This is a genomic window from Microbulbifer sp. (assembly GCF_051659245.1).
Taxonomy (GTDB): Bacteria; Pseudomonadota; Gammaproteobacteria; order Pseudomonadales; family Cellvibrionaceae; genus Microbulbifer.
Map to the genome: position 1 here is coordinate 49,848 of NZ_JBOFOC010000092.1, position 21,715 is coordinate 71,562.

Genomic DNA, 21,715 nt, shown 5'->3' on the forward strand with positions numbered 1-21,715 from the left:
AGCAAATCCCTGTTCCCTGTTCACTTGGCCGGCTCGGTCGAACCGTACAATTCTATTTTAGGACTCCAGCGCAGCCACTCCGGTTTCGCCTCCGGATAGAGGGGGTAGTGGCTGCCGGATTCCACCTCCCGCCCCATCTTTGCCCCCTCCGGGGTGGCGAAGGCGACGCCGCCGGCGAGGAGTGCCCGGGCCGACTCGGTGTGGACGTTGAGGCCGCTCGTCAGGCCGAAATTGACATCCACGCCGCTGGCGTTCCAGAACACCGTGTGTTCGCGCACCAGGGTGCGATAACGCGGCTCGATATAGACATAGATATAAACCCGGTCCGCCAGTTCCCCCAGGGCGAAACCGGTCACTTCCCCCACTTGCACCTGACGGTAGTAGACCGGGCTGCCGGGGGCCAGCGAACCGCGCCGCGGCGCGTTCAGGATTACCGTGAGCCCGGGGCGCATCATGGTGTCCGCCAGGCCGGGGGTAGGCGGCTCGGCGAGGGCGGTGAACTCCACCTGCACTTCACCGCCGCCGGGTTCCAGTGCCAAGTAACGGCCGCTGATCAGGGTATCCAGGTTCTCCACTTTGTCGATATCTATCTGCGGCGACACCACCCAGAAGCAGGTGCCGGTCCGGGCGAAGTGCTCGGCGCGGTGATAGAGTTTGGCGGTGGCGCGCACCGATTCCAGCTCGCGGCCCAGGCGCAGGCGGGTGATTTCCCCAACCTGGACGCCCTTGTAGCGAATCGGCGAGCCCTCTTTCAGGCCGGAGGCGTCGGACAGGGCGATCTGAATGGTCACGCCCTCCTCCAGCGCAGCCTCGCGGCTGCTGTAGAGATGGAAGGTGTCGCCGCTGTGAGCCGGGCCGGCGCTCTCCCGCGCCCCCGGGGGGCTCCCGAAGGCGACGCCGCCGCGCACCAGAGACATCAGAGAGTCGGCCTCCACCTCGACGCCGCCGAAGCTGGCGCTGGCGCGCAGGCCGCTGATATTCCAGAAGCGGGTGCGCTTGTTCACCAGATAGGCATAGCGCGGCTCGATTACCACGAACACCTCCACGCGCTCGCCGTCTCCGCTCAGCTTCATACCCTGAACCGTGCCCACTGGGATGCGCCGGTAGTAGACGGAGGCGCCGCGCTGCAGGGAACCGGTGGTGCGCGCGGTCAGGCGCAGGTGCAGGCCGGGGGCTCTCGGGTCCCGCGGCGGCGCCGAGGCGAGGGCGTCGAAGGTGCGCCGGGAGCGCTGGCCGCGGCGCAGATCCACCTCGATGCGGTTGCCCTTGAGCAGATCGCCGAGGCCGCTGGTGATATCCAGGGTGGGAGGGGCAATCCAGAAGCGGGTGTTTTCGCTCAGCAGTTCGTCGGTGATCGGGTCCATCAGCACCGTCACCTCCATGCCATCCATATTGCGGCTGGCCTTGGCATCGCTGACCTGGCCCACCTGGATGCCCTGGTAGAACACCTGGGTGCTGCCGGCGGTGACATTTACCCCGCGGTCGAAATTGAGCGTCACCGGGATGCCGGCGTCGGCGTCGGCGAAGCTTTTGTAGAGTTCGAACTCGCTGCCGTCCACCGCCAGCGGCGACTGGCGCTGGTTTTCCGGCGTGAAGAAGCTCACACCGCCGGCCACCAGCGCGGCCAGGGACTCCATGTTCACCGTCACCCCGCTGATATCACCCTCGATGGACAGCCCGGAACTGTTCCAGAAGCGGCTGCCGCGGTGTACCAGGTGAGCATATTGGCGGCGGATAAAGAGGTCGATCTCCACCCGGGCGTCATCCTCGCTCAGACGGTAATTTTCCACCTGACCCACCTGCAACTGCCGGTAATAGACCGGCGACCCCCGATTCAGGGATCCCAGTCGCGGCGCCTTGACCACCACGCGCAGGCCCTCGCCGCGCACGTGGGCGGGGGGCTCCGCCAGGGCCACGAATTCCCGTTGGCGCGCGCCGCTGCCCGGCTCCACGGCGATGTAGTTGCCGGACACCAGTGCTTCCAGGCCGCTCACCCCGGTAATCGAGAATTCCGGCTTGACCAGCCAGAATCTGCTGCCGTCTACCAACAGGTACTCGGCACTGCGATTGAAATCCACCTCGGCGAGCACCCCGTCGGCGCCCTCCAGTTCCCTGGCATTGGGCACCAGACGGAAATCCCGCACCACGCCGATATCCACCCCCGAGTACTTCACCGGGGTCTTACCCTTTACCAGGCCCTCGCCGGAGGGAAAGAGGATGGTGACGCGAATGTCGCCTTGGGTGAAATCCCGGTATACCAGCCACACCGCGATCAGCGCCGCGGTCAGCGGCAGCAGCCACACCAGGGGCAGGCCGCGGCTGCGCCGGAGCACTCCCTCGCGGGCAAACTCGTCAGCCATTCCGCACCGCTCCCTCCTCTGCGCCCTTCCGCTCCCGGCGCGCGTCGCAGGCGTCCCAGATCAGGCGCGGATCGAAGAAGCGGGCCGCCAGCATGGTCACCACCACCACGGTGGCAAAGGCGGTACTGCCGGGGCCGGCGGCCACTTCGGCGATGGCCCCCATGTCCACCAGCGCCACCAGGATGGAGATCATGAACAGGTCCAGCAGTGACCAGCGGCCAATCGCCGACACCACCCGGTACAGCTGCATCGCCTGCAGAGGGATCAGCGACAGGCGGAACTGTATCTGCACCAACAGCAGCGCCAACCCCACCAGTTTCATCGCCGGCACCGCGATACTGGCCACGAACACGATCAAAGCGATCCCCCAGAGGCCGGAGTCATACAACTGCATCACTCCGCTGATAATGGTGCTGGGCTCGCCGGCCCCCAGGTAGATGACGGTCATCACCGGCAGGATATTGGCCGGCACCAGCAAGAAGGCGCCGGTGATCACAAAGGCCCAGGTGAGAGTCAGGCTGCCCACCATTCGCGTGTGCACCCGCGCGCCGCAACGGGGACAGCGGCAGGACTCCTCACCCTCGGGCATACGCACCAGTTGGTGGCAGCATAGGCAACTGGTGAGCCCGAATTCCCGTGCTTTTGGCGGCCCGGTCACGGCCCGCCTCCCGCGGCTTCCCCGGCCGGCGGCCGCTCCCGGCGCCGGGCCAGGCGCGCCCAGACCGCGTGAGGGTCGAAACTCAGGGTGGTCAGGTTGGAAACCAGCATCATGGCGGCAAAGCTGTAGAGTCCCGGCTCCACCACCATCTTCCCGAGGTCGCTCATTTTGACCAGCGCCACCAGGATGCCCAGCATATACACATCCAGCATGGCCCAGTCCCGCAGGTGGTGATACCAGCGAACCGCGTTGGCCACCGGGCGATCCAGGGCCTCCCAGCCGCAGCCCCAGCTGATAAAGGCCAGCAGGGTGAATTTGCCCAGCGGCGCCAGCACACTGCAGAAGAGTACCAGGGAGGAAAGCCAGATATAGCCGGCGCCAAACAGCGCCTGCACACCGTTGAACAGCGTGTTTTCAGCGCCGAAGGTAAAAATGGAAAAGTGCAGCAGCGGCAGGGTGGCCGAGGGGATGAACAACAGCAGGCCAGTAAGGCTCAGTGCCGCGGTATAGCGAATGCTGTGCGCGCCGTTGCGATGCAGAGTGGCATTGCAACGCGGGCACACCAGTTTCTGCCCCAGGGGCGCCGCCGCGCGCTCCAGCAACAGATCGCACTGGTGGCAGGCGCGCCGCCAGGGCCCGGGCTTTTTCTGCACTGCCTGCTCCATCGCAATTCTTGCCCTTTTCTGCAAGATGTTTGCCGCATCCAAAACAAATCCGGCTGCGTCTATTGCATCGATGAGTTTCGCCCGGATATCGGGTAACACCGGCTTTTACCGCTTAATCACCGGTAGCCGCACATTCGCGTCGGTTTAACGAAGATATACCAAAATGCCACCATCGTCGCCTCGACGCCCCCCCGGGCCGCGGGTACACTTTCGCGACTGCTTTCGCCAGGGGGGAGACTGGCAGCGCTTTGAGACCGCACCCACCACAGGAAGTTTAAACAGATGAAAAGAAGTGATGTCACTCCGGGCCGTTCCCCGCGCCCGCTGAAAACTCATATCGCCGCCGCGCTGAAAACGCATTTCGCGGCCGCGCTGAAGGCTCATATCACCACCGCGCTGAAGGCTCCACTCGCCGCCGCCCTGCTGGGCTTCGGTGCAATGCAGGCTCAAGCCGATACCCTGTGGGAGGTCTACCTGCAGGCCCTGGACAACGATCCGCAACTGGCCGCCGACCGCGCCGCTTATCACGCCGGGCTGGAGGCAAAAAACCTTGGCCGCTCGGCGCTGTTGCCGCAGATACGCGGTAGCGCCGAAGTGCGCAGAACTCGCACAAATTCCGATTCGATCGCCACGGATATCGCGGGGGACCAACTGGTGGTCGGCGATTCGACTGGTGAAAGAGATTTCGATACCCGCAACTATCGCGTCGCCCTGACCCAGGCGCTGTTCGACGCCGAAGCCTGGTTCGGCTACAAGCAGGGCAAAGTGGCCAGCGAACAGGCCGCCGCCGAGTTCAGCGCCAACCAGCAGGAGATGATGCTGCGGGTCTCCGTTGCCTACTTTGACGTACTGCGCGCCTACGATGTGCTGGAAGCGGCGATCGCCGAGGAGGAGGCCCTCGCCAAGCAGTTGGAGCAGACCCAGCAGCGCTTCGAGGTGGGCCTCACCGCCATCACCGACGTCTACGATTCCCGAGCCGCCTACGAGAACGCGGTGGCCCGGCGCCTCACCGCCCAGGATAATCTGCTCAGCAATTTCGACGCCCTGTCGGTGCTCACCGGCCGCCATCACGATTCGGTGGCCCCCCTGGGCGGGGATTTCGCGGTGGTCGCGCCGGAACCGATAGAGCGCAGCGCCTGGGTGGACTTCGCCCTGGCCAACAATTTCGACCTCAAGGCTGCGCGCCTGGCCGCGGGCGCCGCCCGCTACGGCGCCCGCGCCGCCGCCGGCGCACACCTGCCCACATTGACCGGCTCTCTCTCCTACGACAGGTCGATAAACGACGGCGACACCTCCGGGGTTTCCAGTTTTCCCGGCGCCGGGGACATTGAAAATTCTTTTCCGGTCAACGATGACATAGAAACGAAAGTCGCCGCCATCACTCTGGAAGTGCCCATCTACACCGGCGGCCGCCTCAGCGCCAGCCGCCGCGAGGCGCGCAACCAGGCCTTCCAGGCGGAGGACCTCAGCCACCTGACTGAGCGCAACACCGTGCAAAACACCCGCACCCTGCACCGCGCCGTGGTTACCGACGTATCCCGGGTGGAGGCGCGCCAGCAGGCGGTGATCTCCGCCAAGAGCGCACTGGACGCCACCCAGGCGGGCTACGAGGTGGGTACCCGCAATATTGTGGACGTGCTGCTGGCCCAGCGCACCCTCGCCCAGTCGCGCACCGACTACGCCAACGCCCTCTACGACTATATCCAGAACACCCTGGACCTGAAGCGGGCGGCGGGACTGCTGGCGCCGGACGACCTGCAAAGCCTGGAGAGGGAGCTGAACCCCGCCACCCCGGTTTATCGCGTGGCGGAAGCCGGGACGGGGACGGTGGCGCCGCCGACCAAATAAGCGGCTCCGGGTACCATCGGGCGAACTCTGCGTTCGCCCTATCGCTTCATTAAATTTTCCATTTCCCCCACCAGGCGCTCCAGCGCACCACTGTTCTCCGCCGCCACTTCCCGCCCGCGCTCACCGGCGTTGCGGCGCCCGCTGTCATCCCGCAGCCAGTCCATCAACTGGCCGGCGAGTTGCTCCGCATCCTCCACCACGCGCATGCCGCCGGCGTCGATCAACAGCTGGGCGACTGTGGAGAAGTTGTGCAGGTGCGGGCCGCATACTACCGGCACGCCCCAGGCCGCGGGCTCGATCATATTGTGCCCGCCCACCGGCACCAGGCTGCCGCCCACAAACGCAAGATCACAGGCGCCGTAAAAGCGCAGCAACTCGCCCATGGTATCCCCCAACAGCACCCGGTGGGCCGGGCCGGGCAGCCCGCCGTCGCTGCGCCGCAACAGGGCCAGGTTGCGGCTCCGGCACAGGCGCGCCACGCTGTTGAAGCGCTGGGGGTGCCGCGGCACCAGTACCAACAGCAAATCCGGGAACTCCTCCAGCAGCCGCTCGAAGGCGTCGAGCACTATCTCCTCCTCGCCGGCGTGGGTGCTGGCCGCCAGCCATACCGGCCGGCCTCTGCGGCCGCGCCACTGGTGTGCCAGCACCTGGGACTCGCTCTCCAGCCCCAGGCTTATCTCCAGGTCGAACTTGATATTGCCGCTGGCCACCACCCGCTCCTCCGGCAGACCCAGTTCGACGAAGCGCTGCGCATCGGCGGGGTACTGGGCCACCACGCGGTCCAGTTTTCGCAGCATGGGCCGCGCCAGGCGGCCGAAGCGGGCGTAGCCGGCAGCGGATTTCTCGCTCAGGCGGGCGTTGGCCAGCAGCGTGGGAATACCGCACTGCGCGCAGTGGGCGAGCAGGTTGGGCCAGAGTTCGGTCTCAATGATCACCAGCATGTCCGGGCGCAGGGCATCGACAAACGGCGCTATACACTCCGGCAGGTCGTAGGGGGCGTAGTAATGCAGCAGGCGACCGCCGATCAACGGCTTTAACACCGCGCGCGCGCGCTCGGAGCCGGTGGGAGTGCTGGTGGTAACCAGCCACTGCCAGTGCGGGTGGCGCGCCGCCAATCTTTCGATCATCGGCACCGCGGCCAGCGTCTCGCCCACGGAGACCGCGTGCACCCACACCAGGGGCGCGCGGCTCGCGCGCTCCGGCACCCGGCCGAAGCGCTCGCGCCAGCGGCTCCGATACTCCGGCTGTGCGCGGCCGCGCCACCAGAGACGCAGGAGAATAAGGGGAACTGCGGCTCGAAATAACCAAGTATAGAGTGTGCGCATCAAATCCTTCGCCAAAAACAGAAACTCGACCGGCGCTATTCTACCAAGTGCGTATAATGGCGCCGCAGAATAATCCCGAGGTTCTATGTCTTCCGCTACTCCTTCCACAAAAACGGTTTTTCTCGATATCGCGGTGATCGGCGGCGGTATCGCGGGACTGTGGCTGATGCAGCGGCTGCGCTCCTCCGGCCTATCCTGCGCCCTGTTCGAGCAGGAGGCGCTGGGCAGCGGGCAGACGGTGGCCTCCCAGGGCATGATTCACGGCGGGGTCAAATACACCCTCGGCGGCACTCTCACCGGAGCTTCGGAGGCGATCAAGGAGATGCCGCAGGTGTGGCGCGACTGCCTCGAGGGCGAAGGGCAGGTGGACCTGTCCGCGGCAAAAATTCTCTCCGATCACTTCTACCTGTTCTCCAGCGGCGGCAGCGCGTCAAAAGTCGGCACTTTTTTCGCCAGCAAACTGACCCGCGGCCGCGTGCGCCCGGTGTCCGGGGATGAGCGCCCGGAAATTTTCCGCCACGCGGATTTTCGCGGCAGCGTCTACCAGCTGGTGGACCTGGTGCTGGATGTACCCAGCGCGCTCGAGGCACTGAGCGCACCGCTGCGCGGCCAGCTGAAAAAGATCCGGCCCACCGCCCGCTGGCAGCGCGATGCCGGGGGCAACGCCGTTCTGTTCGCCGACGCCGGCGGAGAAACCCTGGAAGTGCACGCGCAGAGATTTATTCTCACCGCGGGCCTCGGCAACGAAAAGATCCTCGAACAGCTCGGCTGCCATGCACCGCAGACCCAGCGCCGCCCGCTGCAGCAGGTGATGGTCCGTCACCACCTGCCCCACCGCTTTTACGGCCACTGCCTGGGTGCGGAAAAAACCCCGCGGCTCACCATCTCCAGCCACCCGCTGGGCGACGGCAGCTGGGTCTGGTATCTGGGCGGCTCATTGGCCGAGCGGGGCGCAACCCTTTCGCCGGAAAAACTGATCGCCGAAGCCCAGCGGGAATTGCGCGAACTGATGCCCTGGGTCGACCTGGGCGACTGCCAGTGGGCCACCCTGCCGGTGGACCGCGCCGAACCCCGCCAGCGCAATTTCGCCCGCCCGGACAAGGCCGCTGCGCTGCGCACCGACAACTGCGCCAATGTGATCGCCGCCTGGCCCACCAAACTGACCCTGGCCCCCAACCTGGCGGACGAGGTGCTGACGCTGCTGCGCGAGGACGATATCCAGCCCGCGGGCGGCGACACCGGCTCGCTGCAAGCGCTGCCCGCCCCGCGGGTGGCAGCGACGCCCTGGGAGAAAGCCTTTGCCTGAAATCACTCCATCCCCGCTACCCCTGAACCCCCTGGGCGACACCGGCATGCAGGTGAGCGCCCTGGGGCTGGGCACCGTCAAGCTCGGCCGCGACCAAGGCGTGAAGTACCCCGGCAGCTTTACCATTCCCGACGACCGGCAGGCGGCCGACCTGATCTCGCGCGCGCGGGCCTGGGGCATCAACCTGATAGACACGGCGCCCGCCTATGGCAACAGTGAGGATCGGCTGGGCAAGCTGCTGCGCGGCCAGCGCGACCAGTGGCTGATCTGCTCCAAGGTGGGCGAGGAATTTGCCGGCGGGCAGTCGAGTTTCGATTTTTCCGCGCGACACACCCGCATGAGCGTGGAGCGCAGCCTGCGCCGGCTGCACACCGAGGTGTTGGACATGGTGCTGGTGCACTCCAGCGGCGACGACGAGCGCATAGTGCGCGAGGAAGAAGTGCTGGACACCCTGCAACAACTCAAGCGCGAGGGACTGGTCCGCGCCATCGGCATGTCCGGCAAAACCGTCGCCGGCGGCCTGCTGGCGGCGCAGTACAGCGATGTGATGATGGTGACCTACAACCTGCGCGAGCGGGGGGAGGAGGCGGTGCTGGACTACTGCCATAAAAACAACAAGGGCGTGCTGGTCAAGAAAGCCCTGGCCAGCGGCCATATCGCCGGAGAGGAAGGTGGCGATCCGGTACAGGCGGGTATGGACTTTGTCTTCGCCCACCCCGCCGTGACCAGCGCCATTGTGGGCACCATCAACCCGGCGCACCTGGACCACAACTGCAGCTGTGTGCTGCGCGCACTCTCGTAAGGGAACCGACTTGTAGGAGCGGCGGGGCGGCCATCCGACATGCCCGCGATCGGGCCCTGTTCGCGGGCATGGCCCGCTCCTACAGGGGTGAGTAGTTACGTTTCATGCTCAGGTTTCCGCCGCGGTCCAGTCCTGCAGATAGCGGTACAGGCGCGCGCAGCTGCCGAAGTCCGGATACTGGTGAAACAGCCCCTTGACCCACTGCTGCCGCGCCGGCACCGGCGCATCCTTCCCCAGCGCCTCTTCCAGCGCCCCCTGCAGCTGTTCCGCGGTCTCGGAGAAGTCCGACGGCAGTACCCGGTCGAAGGGCACGGCAAAACCGCGGCTTTCCATATAGCGCTGCAGGTCCCAGGCGTAGAAGACTATGGGCCTATCCAGCAACAGGTAATCCACCCAGATCGACGAGAAGTCGGAAATCAGCAGGTTCACTTCGCGCATCAGGCAGGACACGTCGTCGTACACCGCCTGGGAACAGTCGACGATATGCTCCGAGCTGTCGATCAGCTCCCGGTAGAGGTCCAGGTCCCGCGGGTGCGGGCGGATACCCAGCAACGCGTTGTGGCGTTGCAGCAGTGGTTCCAGCCAGTGCAGATCGTCCTTGCCCAGCCCCACGCTGCCGCGATCGTAGTCGCGGAAAGTCGGCGCGTAGAGCAGGAAGCGGCGCCCGGCCTTGGCGCTGCGCGCGCGCATTACCAGCTGCTGGCTGGCACCGGGCAATTCGGTGTAGGGCATGCCTAGAAAATCGTTGCGCGGCAGTCCGAACACCTTGATTTTTTTTGCTTCACTGACAAAAGCCCCGGCGATAATCGAGCGCTCCAATACCGAGGCTACCGAAAACAAGTTGATACGCTGGCTCTTGCGGAACTCGCGGTGGAACTGGTGATTGGTGAAGCGCTCGTCCAGATTGCCGATCGCCTTGATGGGAATACCATGCCACAGGTTCACCAGCCGGCTGGATCGCACCAGGGAAAATTTGCCCAGTGCCAGTCGCTGGCTGTGGCTGATAAAGCAGTAACGACAGCGCAGGCGCAGGTAGATTTCGCGGTGGGAGCCGCCGGGCACATACTGGGCCTCGCTGACATCCGCCGGGCGCCCCTCGCCGCGGTAGTCGATCAGGTAGGTCTGCACCTCGCCGCGGGCATTGCAGTAATTCCACAGCGCGCGGATATTGCCCTCGAAAGTCTGGTGGCGATTGATATAGAAGAGCCAGATATCCGGGCGCGAGCGCACCACCAGGGAGCGGAAATAATACTTCACCGCCAGCAAGCGTTGCATGACCGCCTTCACTCCTCCACCCCCCTGATGACTTCGATCAACTGGGTGGTGGAGATGGAGGGCGTGCGCGGCAGGTAGACTACGCGGCAGATGTCGCTGCAGAAGTCGAAACGCCCCGCCCAGTCGTCACCCATCACCAGGATGTCGGCCTCATAGGCGAGGATATATTCGCGCTTTCTTTCCAGGGATTCCTCCAGGAACACATCGTCCACACAGCGCAGCGCAGCGACGATGGCCATGCGCGATGCCTGGTCGTACACCGGGTAGCGCTGCTTCTTGGTGTAGTTCAACTGGTCGGAGGAGACACCCACCACAAGGGAATCGCCCAGCGCTGCGGCCCGCTCGAGCAGGCGCAGGTGTCCCAGGTGAAACACGTCGTAGGTGCCAAAAGTTATTACCCGCATAGGCAGGCCGGTTCTCGCTCTTTAAAAGTGTTCGCTAATGCGCTATCAGTGGAACTTTCTATTTTTTAATTTTTTCCACTATCGCGGTGGTAGAGCAGTTGTCGAGAAAATCCAGCGAACGCACTTCACCGCCGTAACTTTCCACAATCTGCCAACCCACCACCTGTTCCCTGCTGTAGTCACCGCCTTTCACCAATACGTCCGGTTTAAACAGTTCCAGCAGGCGCTCCGGCGTATCCTCGTCGAAACTGGTCACCCAGTCCACCGCTTCCAGCCCCGCGAGCACCGCCATGCGGCGCTCCACCGGATTGATCGGCCGGCCTTCGCCCTTGAGCCGTGTCACCGAGGCGTCGCTGTTGATCGCCACGATCAGGCGATCCCCCAAGCGGCGCGCCTGTTCCAGGTAGCCCACATGACCCGCGTGCAATATATCGAAACAACCGTTTGTAAACACGATTTTTTCACCGCGGGCGCGGGCGTCGGCCAGGGCGTAGACCAACTGCTCCCCGGTCATTACACCGCGCCCGCTGTGGCCCTCCGTCGCCAGGGCGCCGCGCAGCTCCGGCCCGGAAACCGTCGCCGTGCCCAGTTTGCCCACGGCGATACCGGCGGCGATATTGGCCATCTCCACGCTGCGCGGCAGGCTCTCGCCGGCGGCAATGCCCGCGGCCAGGGTGGCGATCACCGTGTCGCCGGCACCGGTTACGTCGTAGACCTCGCGCGCCCGGGCCGGCAGGTGCAGCTCCTGCAGACCGCGCTGCAGCAGGGTCATGCCGTGCTCGCCGCGGGTGATCAACAGCGCCTGCAGGTCCAGCTCCTCCATCAGTTTTCCGCCCTTTTCCACCAGTTCTTTTTCGCTGGCGCAGGAACCCACCACCAGCTCAAATTCGTGTAGATTGGGTGTGAGCAGGGTGGCGCCGCGGTAGCGGGAAAAGTCCGCGCCCTTGGGGTCCACCAGCACCGGCAGCTGCCGTTCCCGCGCCAGGCGGATCAGTTCCTGGCACCGGGCCAGGGTGCCCTTGGCGTAGTCAGACAGCACCAGTGCACCCACGCCCTCTGCACGGCGCGCGAGCAGTGTGGGCAGCCCGGCGCAGTCGGACTCGGCAAAGGGCTGTTCGAAGTCCAGGCGCAGCAGTTGCTGGTGCCGGCTCATCACCCGCAACTTGGTAATGGTAGGAGAGATTTCAGAGGCAATGAAATCGCAATGCACACCGGCGGCGCTCAGTGTCCGCTCCAGCGCCGACGCGGCATCGTCCCGCCCCACCAGGCTGATCACGCAGGCCCCCGCGCCGAGGGAAGCCAGGTTGAGGGCCACGTTGCCGGCACCGCCGGGCCTGTCCTCGGTGTCCCCCACCAGCACCACCGGCACCGGAGCCTCCGGGGAAATACGGCCTGTATCGCCGGTCCAGTAGCGGTCCAGCATCAGGTCGCCGATCACCAGAACCTGGGCGCGGTTGAAAACGGGCAGGGGTGCGGTCATAGATACCACCGGGCAAACAAAAATAAGTGATCGGGGGAACCGGAAATCCATCCCGAATAGCAAAGCCGGGGAGTTTAACACAGGCAAAATGCGCCAGAAGTGACACGCTTGGAAATACGGGGACCGACGGGCTCCTAGATAGCGCTGTCCTGTGCGGTTAGAATGCCGGGCTATCCCAGCCCCCGCGGCTCCCGATTATCGAGAAACCCGATGTCTGTAACCGTCCTGCAACTCTGCCACTGCTACACCATGCCCTTCGTGGACATCAGCCAGCAGTATGCCGAATTGCTGCAGCGGCAGGGCGCGCGAGTAATCACCGTATTCCTCACCCGGCCCCGGGACGAGGCGCTGGCACAGTCGCACAATTCCGACAAGACCGTTTTCCTGGAACTGCGTTCGCGGGATGTGCGCGGCCTCAAACTGGGCCTGCTGCTGCGCCTGCGCCGCCTGTGCCGCGAGGAAGGTGTCAGCCTGGTGGTAGCACACCGCTGGAAGCCCATTTATCTGGCCACCCTGCTGCAACTGACCATGCCGTCGCTCAAGGTGAGCGGGGTGGCCCACGCCCTGGGACAACTGCAGCGCCGCGGCCGCCGCCTGCTATTTCAGCTGTTCGGGCGCCGGGTGCATCTGCTGGGAGTCTCCGACGCCACCCGCGACGACCTGCGCCGCTGCCTGCCGGCGGCGGCGCACTCCCGCGTGCAGACGCTGTACAACTACGTCGATTTCGATACCCTGCGCGACCGGCAGTTGGACAGGGTCGCCGCGCGCAAGGCCCTGGGCCTGCCCGACGACGCCTGGGTATTCGGCAATGTGGGCCGCCTGCACCCCCACAAGGACCAGGCCACCCTGCTGCGCGCTTTCGCACGGATCGCCGGGGAGCTGCCGTCTGCGCGGCTGTGCATCCTCGGCCAGGGCGAACTGGAAACACAGCTGAGACAACTCACCGCGGAACTCGGCGTGGCCACCCGGGTCGACTTTCTCGGTGTGGTACACAATGCCGCGCGCTACTTCCGCGCCTTCGATTGTTTCGTGCTCAGCTCCAGGCGCGAGTCCTTCGGTATAGTGCTGCTGGAGGCGATGGCGGCGGACGTACCGGTGATCGCCAGCGACGCCGGCGGCGCCCGGGAAGTTGTGCACTCCCGTGTTTGGCGCCCACAGCCCGGTGATGCCGGGAGTTTTGCCGAACGCATGCTGGCACTGGCAGAGCTGTCCGACGACGCGCGCGCAGCGCTGGCGGCCGGGCAACTGGCCTTTGCCAGCAGCCACTTCAGCCTCGACGCCATCGAGCAGCAGCTTAGCCAACTGGAACTGCACCAGTGGCTACGGGAAGCCCCCCAGCTCGCAGATTCACAATCCCAATAAGAGCTCCGCAGAAGCTCGAGACAGAAACCGGTTTATGCAGTTCTCCATCCCTTTGAAGCGCAACCCCGAGCGCGCCACACATTTTCTCTTCTGTGGCTTTATGATTTTTCTCGCCGCCTTCCTGCTGCCCATGAGCACCAAGGCGGTCAACAATATTTATTACACTCTGGTGCTGCTGCCCCTGCTGTTTACACTGGACCGGGAGACATTGCGGGACTTCCATCGCAACCCGCTGGTCAATCTCTGGTACCTCCTACTCGGCTACCAACTGCTCAGCTACACCTGGAGCATCGAGTACAGCGAAGAATTCGTCCCCAATCTGAAGCGCCTGTTCTATCTCTACGGTCTGGGGCTGGTGATCTTCGTACTGGTCCGCAGCGGCAAGCCGCTGTCCCGCTGGGTGATTCCCGCGGCGCCACTGCTGATTGCCTTGTCGGCGATCGGCAATATGCTCTGGTTCTACAGCACACATGACTTTCCCCAAGCGCGCCTGGTAGGCGCCAGCCGTATCTCCAACCCGATATTCTTCGGCTCGATTGCCGCGGCCTTCTCCGCCGCCGCACTGGTGCAATGGCACGGCTGGAGTCGCCGCTACCGGTTGCTGTTGCTGCTGGCTGTGGCGGTCAACCTGGGCACTATCTACCTCAGCCAGTCGCGCACTGCGCTGCTCGGGATGGGTGTCTGTATCGGCAGCCTGCTGCTGATATTGCCGCGCCTGCGCTGGCTGGCGCTGGCCTGCGTCGCGGCGCTGGGTCTGCTGGCACTGGTGGTGGACTGGCAGCCGCTGCTGGCCAGGGGCATGTCCTACCGCCCGGACATCTGGCTGGCCCAGTGGCAGAGGGTGGTGGAGAGCTGCAGCGCACTGTTTGGCTGCGGCCTGGGGGTTAACCCGCAAATAGCACTCGAACCGACGCACAATCTCCACCATCCCCACTCCATCTACATGGCCTGGGTGGTATACGGCGGCCTGCTGGGCCTGGCGGCCTATCTCTCGGTACTGGGATTGATTCTGCGCGCCTCGCTGAAAGTGGAGCGGCTGCTGCCCTGGGTGGCGTTGCTACTGGTGGGACTGGGAGCCACTGTGGTGGACGGCGACAAGCTGCTGGAATCCCCCAAGGCACTGTGGCTGCTGCTGCACCTGCCGGTAGCGGTGCTGTTGGCGGAACACGCCCGGGCTCGGCGCAAAGATGCGATTACAGCCGGTGACCCGCTCCGTAGCGACGCCGGTGCCGCTCGGTAATCTTGCGGTAGTCCGCGGCGATCCAGCGCCGCACCCGCGCCGGGTCCCAGCCGCGTTGCTCACCGTAAACCGCCTGTACCCGATGGACGAAGTCCGCGCTGCAGCCGGCCTCCTCGCAATCCACCAGGAAACGCGCCAGGTCCCGCGCGCCGCTGCGCCCCGGGCGCGCGCGGGATACCGAATCCAGATCCACCAGCCAGGTTTCATTTCCGCGCCGGAGTATATTGCCCCACTTGAGATCCCCGTGGACCAGGCCCGCCGCGTGCATCGCCGCCACCTGCGCCAGCAGTCCTTCAATCGCCGGCGCCAGCTTTTCCCCGGCACCCGGCTTGCCGGCGAAGGATAGCAGCGGCGTTGCGCCTTCCAGCCACTGTGCCACCTGTATTGAATGTCCGACGCCCCGGGCATAACCCAGGGACGGCGGTACGGATACGCCCAGCTGTTGCAAACGCAAAGTGGTGCGGTGCACCGCGGCGGCCCGTGCGGGCAGCAGCGGACGGTCCCGGTATTGCTTGACCAGCAGCAGTTGGCCGTCGATTTCCACACGGCGGGTAGCCCGCCGCGCTTCCGACTTCAGCAGCTCGCAGGCCGCCGGCCAGCGATCATTCAGCCAGTCCACCAGCAGACTTTCATCCAGGCGCCCGGCGCGCAGCACACCGCGACAACCCGCGCGGCGCCAATATCTGTATTGGGAAAGTTCAGTGGTCACATATCATCCCGGGAGATATTCCAATATCTCAGTGGACAGGGCGCTGTTGCCGATGACCTTGTCGGAGGGGCGCCCGGCCATGCGGACCGCCAGGCGCCTGCCAACCAGCGCGCGCAGGCGCCGCTCGGCACGCGGGGATAGACCGGCGGCGGCGCAGTAGGCGCGCCAGAAACGCAGGCGGTCGGTACGCTGTATCTGCGGCGCCTGCAGCATATTGATCTGCACCAGATTGCGCACCCGCTCGCGCTCGCGCAGATAGGGCATGCGGCGGCTGCGCTCGTTGTCGATAAAGTGAAAATGCGGCTGCCGCGCGACACTGTCCACCAGCACATTGAACGGGCGCAGGTCGCCGTGGGCAAAACCCAGTCTGTGCAGCCGCCCCACTTGCGACCCCAGGGCGGTGATCAACTGGCGTTTCCAATGCAGTCGCTCCCTGCTCTCGGGCCGGGTCAGGTAGCTGGCCAGATAATCCGCCCAGGCCACGCCGCGCATGCTCTCCATCACGATCCAGGGCACGGCCCCAGCGGTTTGTGCGACGACGATCCGCGGCGCGGAGAAGCCCGCCTCGAGCAATTTGCGGGTGTTTTTGCAGCAGCGCGCCGCGCGGCTGCCGCGCAGGGCGGTCTTTAGCGGCTCCAGCCCCGTGCGTGACAGAAAAGCCTTGAAATAAAACTCCCGCCCGTCCAGGCGGATGCGCGCCACCCGGGCGTAGGGCGAACTCTGCACCCAGTGCCAGCTGCCGTCATTGGGCAGTTGCCAGTCCCGCGCCACCACTTGCGCGGCCATCTGCTGCAGCTGTTGTGCGATGGAATCCGCCATAAATCTCTCTCAAACCTAATGGCATTGAATAAGGATTCCGCAGGAATCGCTATCGTTGTAGGAGCCTGCTTGCAGGCGAACACCTGCAGCTCTCTGCACCGGCCATTCGCCTGCAAGCAGGCTCCTACAAGGGAGTTTTCCCCAGTGCCAGCTTCCCAAATCTATCTCTTGATACCGGCCGCGCGCTTGCGCGCCTCGCGCTCGCGCACCCGGGCCATCTTCTGTGCGACGCTGCTCCAGAAGCGCCGCCGTCGGCGCAGCGTGTCCGCCGGGCTTTCGCCCTCGCCCAAACCTTCATAGCCGCGCACAAAACGCAGCAGATCGGTGCGGCTGAGGCCGATATCCACCGCGGAGAACCAAAGCCCGGCGATGTCCTTGATCCGCCAGCGCTGTGGCGTGCGCGCGCGCACCTGCGCCCGGTGCAGGTCGATCAGCGACAGTCGGATATCGCCGCCGCGCTCCAGCCGCTCGCTGTCGAGCAGAAAGTGGCAAAGGTAGAAATCCCGGTGGTTGACCCCGCTGCCGTGCATGCGCCGCGCGATGCGCGCCACCTCCGCGATCAAGTGCCATTTCTGCGCCCGCAGCGGCGGGCGCCGGGGCCAGTCGCCGCAGAAGTCTTCCAGGCTGATGGAGGGCTCTATCGCCTCGGTGACGATAAACGAGCGCTTTTGCGCGGGGCTCCGCCCCCGCTCGCCGAAGGCGGCCACTTTCATGGTGGCCAGATCCAGCTGTTCCAGCCGGCGGATGGCGCGCAGCTCGGTGGCCGCCCCCACCACCGGGCGGCGCAGGCGCAGCCACTGGCCGAGGATATGCCGCCAGCCCACGCCGCTGTGCAGCTTGGCGAAATAGGCCTTTCCATTGAGCTCGAAACGAAAGGTGCGCCGCCCGGGCATGGTGCGGAAATCCCGCCCCGGCGTGGCCCAGAGTTCCTCAAAGGGGTCCCGGTCGCGCCACAGGTCCGCGAAGGGCCCGGTCAGTTCAATCACCCCTGCGCGCCTCCAGTTCGGAGCGGATCTTCTCCAGCACCACCGGGCCGAGATTATATAGATCGGCCTCCCCGCTGTATGTGAGCGCAAACTTATGCCAGCTGTTGCGCACGTCATCGTCCAGCGCTTCCATCAGTACTTCACCGAACTGCTCCTGCGAGAAGGGCTCGGCCAGCACCCGGCCCGCGCCGGAGCGCTCGATATGGGTGGCGTAGCCGGCGCAGCCGGAGACGATTGCCGGCAGTCCGGCGATCAGCGCTTCCACCAGCACCATGCCGGCGGCCTCCTCCCGCGCCGGGTGCAGCAGCACGTCCGCGCCCATCATCCACTGGCGCACCTCTTCGGAGGGGCCGGCAAAGTGCACCCGGTCGGCCACGCCCAGTGCCTGAGCCTGGCGCAGGTACTTGTCTGCCCCGCCCTGGCCGACCACCGCCAGGCGCGCGCGGGGGCGTCCGGCCAGGGCCTCGATGCAGCGGTCCACGCCCTTGCGCCGGAAGTCGCTGCCCACATGCAGAAAGACCACATCGCCCTCGACCGCGTTGACCCGCTCGCGCACGAACTGCCGCGCAGCCTCTGCGGCTTGGGGGTCATAGGCAAAGTCCCGGCCGATTCCCGGCGGCACCGGGGTAAAGCGCTCTTCCTCGGTGCCGTAGCAGTCGCGGTACTCGCGCTTCTGTTTTTCCGTGAGAGTGAAAATCTGCGTGCCGTGCCCGGGGGCGAATACCCCCCGCTCGAAATCGAGGAAATGCCGCGCGCGCGGGCTGAAACGGCTGCGCCAGCCCTGCGCGCGATTGGCCCGGTAACAGGGGTCGGCAGCGAAATAGAAATCCAGCCCCGGCATGCGGTTGAAACCCAGCAGCGCGTCCAGGGTGTAGTCGCCCCGCACCGACGCCAGCCAGCGGGCAAAATTGCGGTCTTTCACGTGATTCTGCCAGCCGCCTTTTTTCCAACCAGAGGGTGCCAACACCAGCTCCAGCCCCTCCGGCTTGTCGCCTCGCCACTGGCGGGTAAAGGCGGTGACTCTGTGCCCTTGCGCAAGCGCCTCCTCGGCGATACGCAGAAAGTCCTTTTGCAGTCCGCCGAAGGGAAAGTATTTGAATAGCGCCATTCCCAGGTGCATCAGCGGGCCTCCTGTATTGCGGCCTGGAGTTCGTCCCAGACCCTGGCCGGGGTCAGCCCGGAAAAGATGGCCGGCCTCACATCCGCATCATTGGGAGGAAAGTCCTCCGCGCAGAGGTAGCGCTGGTTGGCGCCGTAGGCACCCACCAGTTTCGGGGAGGTGGGGCCGTAGAGGGAGACCGCCGGGGTGCCCAGTGCCGCGCTCAAATGGCCGAGGCCGGTGTCCACGGCCACCGCACCCTCGGCGCCAGCGATGGTGCCGGCGATTTCCGCCAGGTTCATTTTCGGCAGCACCGCGGCATTTTCCACGCCCCGAGCCAGGCGGAGAGCGCGTTCGCGCTCGATCTCATTTCCCCAGGGCAGCAGCACCCGGTAGCGCTCCGCGGCCTGTTCGACCAACTCGCGCCAGTAGGCTTCCGGGTAGTGCTTGTCTTCCCGGGTAGTGCCGTGCAGGAACACCACATAGGGCGAGTCGCCCACCGGGGCCGGCCGCGCAAAAGCGCTGCGCGTCAGGCCGCAGTCCACGGCCTCTTCGGAGAGCCGATAGTCGAGAGCCCCGGCGAACAGCCGGCGCAGGCGCAGCACCGCGTGCTGGTCTCTGGCCACGGTGTATTTGCGTTGATAAAAGAGGCTGGCAAGGGGCTCGCGGGCGCTGGCCCAGTCGTAACCGGCCACGGGCGCGGCCACCTTGCGGGCGACTCTTGCCATCCTTGTTATCAGGGCGCTCTTCAGCAGACCCTGGCCGTCGATCACCAGGTCGTACCGTTGCGCGGCCAGTTGTTCGCGGAAGTGCCGCCACTCACCGGAGCGGCGCGCGGCCAGTGGCTGTTTGCGCCAGCGGCGCAGGGCCACGGGGATCACCCGCTGCACCGCGGGATGCCAGGCGGGGATCTCGGTGAAAGCCTCCTCCGCCACCCAGTCGAAGCGCAGTTGCGGCAGGACGCGCGCCGCCTCGGTCACCGCCGGCAGGGTGTGCACTATGTCGCCGAGGGAGGAGGTTTTTACAATAAGTACGCGCACGGAATCAGGTAGTCAATTGATCGAGGGCGGAGACAACGCGATCCGGCATCAGCTGGGCCATGCATTTGTGATGTCCCAGGGGGCATTCGCGTTGAAAACAGGGGCCACATTCTACCTCAATGGAGACTACCCTGACCCGTTCGCCCAGCGGCGGGGTGAAACCCGGTGAGGTGGAACCGTATACCGCCACCAGCGGCCGGCCGAGGGCCGCAGCCACGTGCATCAGCCCGGAGTCGTTGCTCACCACACCGCCGGCTTCGGCCAAAAGGTCGATTGCCTGGCCCAGGCTGGTTTCGCCGGCGAGGTTGAAGGCCCATTGCCGAGCCTTATCGGATAGCCGCTCGACGATCTGTTCGCAGACGGCGCGGTCGTTGGCGGAGCCCATCAGCCACACCTGCCAGCCGCGGCCGACCCGCTCTTCGGCCACGGCGGCGTAGTGCTGTTCCGGCCAGCGTTTGGAGGGACCAAATTCGGCGCCGGGGCAGAGGGCCAGCACCGGGCGCTGTGCATCCAGGGAGAGGCGGCCGCGCAGTTCGGCGGCATCGGTGCCCACTTCCAGTTTCGGGTAGGGCAGTTGCTGCGGCAGTGCGGCGCCCTTTTCCAGCCCCAGGGCGGCGAAGCGCTGGATCATCAGCGGGTAGCGGTCTTTGTCCAGCACGCGCAGGTCGTTGAGCAGACCGTAACGCATCTCGCCGCGCCAGCCGGTGCGCCGGGGGATGCCGGCGAACCAGGGCACCAGTGCGGATTTGAGTGAGTTGGGCAGCAGTATCGCCTGTTGATAACCTCGCCCGCCCAGCGCCCTGCCCAGGCGCCGACGCTCGCCCAGACCCAATTTGCCGTGGCCCAGGGGCATATCCACCGCGGCGCGCACCTCCGGCATCCGCTCCAGCAGCGGGCGGCTCCAGGCCGGCGCCAGCACGTCGATGGCGCAATCCGGACGCTCGCTCTTGAGCAGCTTGAACAGGGTTTGCGCCATCACCATATCGCCCACCCAGGAGGGGCCCACGATCAGGATCTGCTGGGGGAATGTTTCCGGGGTGGGGTTCAAATGCGGCTCCGGCGGGTGAAACCGGGGATTTTATGAGAAGAGGGGGAGAGGAGCAAAATTTGTGCGGCTTTCGTTGTAGGAGCCTGCTTGCAGGCGAAGGCTATGAAACGCTGTAGCCGTTCGCCTGCAAGCAGGCTCCTACAGCGGGCCTCACGGCCCGCAAGCGGAGCTGGAGCTCCGCGGTCCCGGCTATGAATTCGCCGCCAGCTCCAGATCGGGATCGGCCACATCGGTCAGCCAACCCAGGTGCGCCTGGCTCTTGCCCTGCACCACGTCGAAATACAGCTGCTGCAGCCGCTTGGTGATCGGACCGCGGCGGCCCGCACCGATAGAGCGGCCGTCGAGCATGCGGATGGGCAGGACTTCGGCGGCGGTGCCGGTGAAGAAGGCCTCGTCGGCGATGTAGACTTCGTCGCGGGTGATGCGCTTTTCCACCACCTGATAGCCGCACTCCCTGGCCAGTTGGATCACCGAGTTGCGGGTGATGCCGTCCAGGCAGGAGGTGAGTTCCGGGGTGTAGAGGACGCCGTCGCTGACGATAAAGATATTCTCGCCGCTGCCCTCGGCCACATAGCCCTCCGGGTCCAGCAGCAGGGCCTCCTCGCAGCCGTTGCGAATCGCTTCCTGCAGCGCCAGCATGGAATTGATGTAGTTGCCGTTGGCCTTGGCCTTACACATGCTGATATTCACATGGTGGCGGGTGTAGGAGGAGGTGTTCACCTTGATTCCCAGCTCCCGCGCTTCCGGGCTCATATAGCTGGGCCACTCCCAGGCGGCGACGATCACGTGGGCCTGCAGTTGGTCGGCGCGCAGGCCCATGCCCTCGGAGCCGTAGAACACCATGGGGCGCAGGTAGGCCTCGTGCAATTTGTTCTCGCGCACCACCAGGCGCTGGGCCTCGTTCAGTTGTTCCGCGTCGTAGGGCATGGGGATGTTCATGATTTTGGCGGAACGGAACAATCGCCGGGTGTGGTCCTGCAGGCGGAAGATACTGGTGGCACTTCCGGTCTGAGCGCCTGCGGCGATTTTAGTTTGATAGGCACGCACGCCTTCGAAGACGCCCATGCCATAGTGCAGTGTATGGGTGAGCACATGCACCCGGGCATCGCGCCAGGGGATCAATTCGCCATCGAACCAGATGGTGCCGTCACGGTCGGCAAAAGACATGGGAAGCTCCTACAGATCTTGCTATCTCGTGCCTGTAGGAGCGGCGGGGCTCAACCGAGCAGTTGCCGCCAGCTTGTTTGCACGGTCTTTCTTTCCGCTTTGAAGTGGTCACCGGCAACAGC

At 65.3% G+C, this 21,715-nt stretch carries 19 protein-coding genes; 5 read left to right on the forward strand and 14 right to left on the reverse strand.

What is annotated here, in order from left to right:
• Nucleotides 1–20: 20 nt before the first annotated feature.
• The 3 genes from ACRC0P_RS10095 to ACRC0P_RS10105 are packed head-to-tail and all read right to left on the reverse strand — an operon-like array spanning nucleotide 21 to nucleotide 3,683.
• Complete coding sequence (locus tag ACRC0P_RS10095; protein WP_438630464.1) at nucleotides 21–2,360, reverse strand: MlaD family protein; 2,340 nt, start codon at nucleotides 2,358–2,360, stop codon at nucleotides 21–23.
• Nucleotides 2,353–3,018: a paraquat-inducible protein A gene (locus ACRC0P_RS10100; RefSeq protein WP_438630466.1), complete on the reverse strand. Its 666-nt coding sequence runs from the start codon at nucleotides 3,016–3,018 to the stop codon at nucleotides 2,353–2,355. Before ACRC0P_RS10100 ends, ACRC0P_RS10095 begins: the two co-directional genes overlap by 8 nt.
• Nucleotides 3,015–3,683: a paraquat-inducible protein A gene (locus tag ACRC0P_RS10105; protein ID WP_438630468.1), complete on the reverse strand. Its 669-nt coding sequence runs from the start codon at nucleotides 3,681–3,683 to the stop codon at nucleotides 3,015–3,017. The genes ACRC0P_RS10100 and ACRC0P_RS10105 overlap by 4 nt, the downstream gene beginning before the upstream one ends.
• A 282-nt stretch (nucleotides 3,684–3,965) precedes the next feature.
• Between ACRC0P_RS10105 and ACRC0P_RS10110 the strand changes: the two genes are divergently transcribed.
• The gene (locus ACRC0P_RS10110) at nucleotides 3,966–5,531 is read left to right on the forward strand and encodes a TolC family outer membrane protein (RefSeq protein ID WP_438630470.1); all 1,566 of its coding nucleotides are present in this window, start codon (nucleotides 3,966–3,968) and stop codon (nucleotides 5,529–5,531) included.
• Nucleotides 5,532–5,569: 38 nt separating this feature from the next.
• Here ACRC0P_RS10110 and waaA read toward each other — a convergent pair whose 3' ends face one another.
• A complete protein-coding gene (gene waaA / locus ACRC0P_RS10115; RefSeq protein WP_438630472.1) occupies nucleotides 5,570–6,856 on the reverse strand; it encodes a lipid IV(A) 3-deoxy-D-manno-octulosonic acid transferase in 1,287 nt (428 codons plus the stop codon).
• Nucleotides 6,857–6,941: 85 nt separating this feature from the next.
• Between waaA and ACRC0P_RS10120 the strand changes: the two genes are divergently transcribed.
• Nucleotides 6,942–8,162: an NAD(P)/FAD-dependent oxidoreductase gene (locus ACRC0P_RS10120; RefSeq protein WP_438630474.1), complete on the forward strand. Its 1,221-nt coding sequence runs from the start codon at nucleotides 6,942–6,944 to the stop codon at nucleotides 8,160–8,162.
• Nucleotides 8,155–8,964 carry an aldo/keto reductase gene (locus ACRC0P_RS10125; RefSeq protein WP_438630475.1) on the forward strand — a complete coding sequence of 270 codons (810 nt, stop codon included), beginning with the start codon at nucleotides 8,155–8,157 and terminating at the stop codon, nucleotides 8,962–8,964. Before ACRC0P_RS10120 ends, ACRC0P_RS10125 begins: the two co-directional genes overlap by 8 nt.
• 108 nt (nucleotides 8,965–9,072) lie before the next feature.
• Here ACRC0P_RS10125 and ACRC0P_RS10130 read toward each other — a convergent pair whose 3' ends face one another.
• Genes ACRC0P_RS10130 through hldE form a run of 3 tightly spaced genes read right to left on the reverse strand, consistent with a single transcriptional unit; the run spans nucleotide 9,073 to nucleotide 12,123 of the window.
• Nucleotides 9,073–10,239: a CDP-glycerol glycerophosphotransferase family protein gene (locus ACRC0P_RS10130; protein ID WP_438630477.1), complete on the reverse strand. Its 1,167-nt coding sequence runs from the start codon at nucleotides 10,237–10,239 to the stop codon at nucleotides 9,073–9,075.
• 8 nt (nucleotides 10,240–10,247) lie between these two features.
• Nucleotides 10,248–10,643, reverse strand: a complete 396-nt coding sequence (locus tag ACRC0P_RS10135; RefSeq protein ID WP_308365467.1) for an adenylyltransferase/cytidyltransferase family protein — start codon at nucleotides 10,641–10,643, stop codon at nucleotides 10,248–10,250.
• Between the two features lie 58 nt (nucleotides 10,644–10,701).
• Nucleotides 10,702–12,123, reverse strand: coding sequence for a bifunctional D-glycero-beta-D-manno-heptose-7-phosphate kinase/D-glycero-beta-D-manno-heptose 1-phosphate adenylyltransferase HldE (gene hldE / locus ACRC0P_RS10140; RefSeq protein WP_438630479.1), 1,422 nt, complete (start codon nucleotides 12,121–12,123; stop codon nucleotides 10,702–10,704).
• A 210-nt stretch (nucleotides 12,124–12,333) separates the two neighbouring features.
• On the opposite strand from hldE, the gene ACRC0P_RS10145 reads away from it, so the two are divergent.
• Together ACRC0P_RS10145 and ACRC0P_RS10150 are read left to right on the forward strand one after the other, a co-directional pair.
• A complete protein-coding gene (locus ACRC0P_RS10145; RefSeq protein WP_438630481.1) occupies nucleotides 12,334–13,485 on the forward strand; it encodes a glycosyltransferase in 1,152 nt (383 codons plus the stop codon).
• Nucleotides 13,486–13,519: 34 nt separating this feature from the next.
• Nucleotides 13,520–14,725, forward strand: coding sequence for an O-antigen ligase family protein (locus ACRC0P_RS10150; RefSeq protein ID WP_438630483.1), 1,206 nt, complete (start codon nucleotides 13,520–13,522; stop codon nucleotides 14,723–14,725).
• On the opposite strand, the gene ACRC0P_RS10155 is transcribed toward ACRC0P_RS10150, so the two are convergent.
• From ACRC0P_RS10155 to ACRC0P_RS10185, 7 genes are all read right to left on the reverse strand, one after another.
• Nucleotides 14,679–15,434, reverse strand: a complete 756-nt coding sequence (locus ACRC0P_RS10155) for a lipopolysaccharide kinase InaA family protein (RefSeq protein WP_438630485.1) — start codon at nucleotides 15,432–15,434, stop codon at nucleotides 14,679–14,681. The two genes, ACRC0P_RS10150 and ACRC0P_RS10155, sit on opposite strands and share 47 nt — an antisense overlap.
• Nucleotides 15,435–15,437: 3 nt before the next feature.
• Nucleotides 15,438–16,253 carry a lipopolysaccharide kinase InaA family protein gene (locus ACRC0P_RS10160; RefSeq protein ID WP_438630487.1) on the reverse strand — a complete coding sequence of 272 codons (816 nt, stop codon included), beginning with the start codon at nucleotides 16,251–16,253 and terminating at the stop codon, nucleotides 15,438–15,440.
• A gap of 161 nt (nucleotides 16,254–16,414) precedes the next feature.
• Nucleotides 16,415–17,239: a lipopolysaccharide core heptose(I) kinase RfaP gene (rfaP, locus tag ACRC0P_RS10165; protein WP_438630489.1), complete on the reverse strand. Its 825-nt coding sequence runs from the start codon at nucleotides 17,237–17,239 to the stop codon at nucleotides 16,415–16,417.
• Nucleotides 17,232–18,359: a glycosyltransferase family 4 protein gene (locus tag ACRC0P_RS10170; protein ID WP_438630491.1), complete on the reverse strand. Its 1,128-nt coding sequence runs from the start codon at nucleotides 18,357–18,359 to the stop codon at nucleotides 17,232–17,234. Before ACRC0P_RS10170 ends, rfaP begins: the two co-directional genes overlap by 8 nt.
• On the reverse strand, nucleotides 18,359–19,378 hold the full coding sequence (gene waaC, locus ACRC0P_RS10175; protein WP_438630493.1) for a lipopolysaccharide heptosyltransferase I: 1,020 nt from the start codon (nucleotides 19,376–19,378) through the stop codon (nucleotides 18,359–18,361). Before waaC ends, ACRC0P_RS10170 begins: the two co-directional genes overlap by 1 nt.
• Nucleotides 19,379–19,382: 4 nt before the next feature.
• Entirely contained in the window at nucleotides 19,383–20,426 is a 1,044-nt protein-coding gene (gene waaF / locus ACRC0P_RS10180; protein WP_438630495.1) for a lipopolysaccharide heptosyltransferase II, read from the reverse strand.
• 189 nt (nucleotides 20,427–20,615) lie between these two features.
• Entirely contained in the window at nucleotides 20,616–21,593 is a 978-nt protein-coding gene (locus ACRC0P_RS10185) for a branched-chain amino acid transaminase (protein WP_438630497.1), read from the reverse strand.
• Between the last annotated feature and the right edge of the window lie 122 nt (nucleotides 21,594–21,715).